General features: G+C 44.0%; 1 pseudogene. It reads right to left on the bottom strand.

Going from position 1 to position 554, the window contains the following annotated elements:
- Positions 1 to 554 (bottom strand): annotated as a pseudogene (locus tag A3762_RS27870) (RND family transporter); the annotation flags it as partial.

The raw sequence follows: 554 nt of genomic DNA, 5'->3' as shown, positions 1-554 counted from the left end.
CTTAGCTCCGGAGCACCACGATCTAAGTCACCAATTTTTAGATCTTTTTGATAGTACAGACCAATTACACAGCCTAGGATCGCAATCATAATAGAGATAGGTGCGATACTCTGATGAGACATAAATGAAAGTACACGCCATGGTTTATGATCACTCATTTCAACCTTCTTCGCATGCTTCAGTCCGCCTTTACTCAAACCGGTATAAGACATCATCACTGGGTGCAAAATAAGGTTCGTCACAATGATCACAGCGACACCTAGACCTGCGGCAACAGCTAGGTCACGAATAACTTCAATCTCAATGAAGAACAACGTTAAGAAACCAATCGCATCACTCACTAAAGCCAAAATGCCCGGACGCACTAAGTTACGAAATGCCATGCGTGCACTCATAAGCGCATTTAGGCCCGAGGCTTGCTGAACAGCAATCTGATTTACAATTTGAACACCGTGGCTAATACCAATCGCAAATACCAGGAATGGAATTAGCACCGAATACGGGTCGAGCCCATAACCAAACAAACGCAATAAACCGAGCTGCCAAATAACAGC

The organism is Oleiphilus sp. HI0125 (assembly GCF_001635355.1).
This window is presented reverse-complemented; position numbering and strand designations above follow the sequence as displayed.